Below are 1,671 nucleotides of genomic sequence, written 5' to 3'. Positions count from 1 at the left end.
GGGAAGTACCATCCATGATGGCTTTAATGTCAACAGGGATAACTTCAGTAGTAAGGTCCTCACGTTGACGATAAAGGACAGCACGGTTCAAGAAAGCATCACCCGTCAAGCCTTGGGCTTCGTTCACCAGTTCGCGGACGGTATTCAGTTTACCGTTTAGCTGGTAGATACCGGGACGGTAAACAGCACCACGGATTTCAAGCTTATTAGTGAAACGGTTAAGGATAGCCTCGGCAGTCACAACATCACCATTCCGCATTTTATAGACACTATAATCAAGGTCTTTGACTGTGTTTACTTCATACTCCTGTCCGTTTTGGCGTACGACACGCAAAGAACGGGTGTAGGCGTCAGCGTCAAATCCACCGGCATAACTGATAAGTGTAGATAAGTTTTCGTCCTTCTTCATTTCGAAACGCATGGGGCGTTTCACTTTTCCGTCGATCTTAACCAATACGTCATAGGCGGGAACAATCACAACATCACCTTCCTGCAGACGAATGTCATCCTGAATGTTGCCTTTCATGATAAATTGGTAGACGTCGATTGTGGCGATGTTCTTACCGTTACGTACCAGCTGGACATTACGAAGGCTACCTATGTCACTCACACCTCCTGCACGATAAAGTGCATGGAATACAGTAGAAAAGGAAGAAAGAGAGTAAGTGCCCGGCTGGACAACTTCACCCATTACATTGATTTGAATAGTACGGATGCTGCCCAGAGTCAGACGGATGTCAGAAGTGGGGTCATTCGTATTATTAAGACCATTATATATCTTGTTTAATGTTTTTTTGAGATAGTCATTGGCTTCAGAAATGGTTAGTCCGTTCAGGTTGACAGGACCTATTTTCTGAATATTGATAGTGCCATCAGGAGAAATCTGTTGGCGGATAGTGTTCTGACTGGCTCCCCAGATGTCGATAATCACTTCGTCACCGGGACCGAGACGGTAATTTAAAGGGGTGGCGATGTTGACACTGGGTTCAAAAGTCAGGTTACGAGTATTGAAGATGTTTCTTCCGAAAACCTGATTACCACGTGCAAGGTCTTGAGTGCTCGGATGGTCTTCCAACATATCGGAAGTATTCTCCTTCATTTCTTCACGAAGACGGGATTCATTGACATCCGTACCGGTAGCGTTGGAAGCATTGACGTTGTTCTGCTGCTCATAAAGCTGCTTCACACGCATAGCCTGTTCTTTGGTCACACCCTTACGTGCAAGTTCAGAGGCTAATTGTTTTTGTTCTTTCCCTTGTCTAATCCCCTCTTTGACATACTCCAATACTTGAGAATCGCTCATATTTTGAGCCATCAAAGGAGAAAAAACTCCTAACAGTAGAATGAATAGAAATACGTTAAAGTTTTTTTGTGTCGTCATTACTAATCTTTGTGGGTTCTACATAACCGATTGGCATATCTACACAAGCACAGCCAAGCATATTTAAACGAACGGCAATCTTACTCTTACCCCCGACAGTCACGAGTTCGCCAACAAGACCACTCAAAGGACCTTTTATCACACGAACTTTCTCACCACGCGCCAGTGGAGTATCATTCATACAGACTGTTTCATCGGAATAATCGAGCATGAAACGGAAACGGGCCATCTGCTCGTCAGGAATAACGGCAGGAGTGCTTTCACCACGCATCACCATATAACGGCTAACC

At 44.6% G+C, this 1,671-nt stretch carries 1 protein-coding gene and 1 pseudogene; both read right to left on the bottom strand.

The features are described 5' to 3' along the window. Positions 1–1,381: polysaccharide biosynthesis/export family protein (locus BXY_RS18155; protein ID WP_208946849.1), on the bottom strand; the 1,381-nt coding region annotated here is incomplete at its 3' end. Beyond that, positions 1,359–1,671 (bottom strand): annotated as a pseudogene (locus BXY_RS18150) (UpxY family transcription antiterminator); the annotation flags it as partial. The gene BXY_RS18155 and the pseudogene BXY_RS18150, both read right to left, overlap by 23 nt.

The sequence above is a fragment of the Bacteroides xylanisolvens XB1A genome, from assembly GCF_000210075.1.
GTDB classification, from domain to species: Bacteria; Bacteroidota; Bacteroidia; order Bacteroidales; family Bacteroidaceae; genus Bacteroides; species Bacteroides xylanisolvens.
The sequence above is the reverse complement of the archived record's forward strand: the minus strand, read 5'-3'. Positions and strand labels throughout refer to the sequence as shown.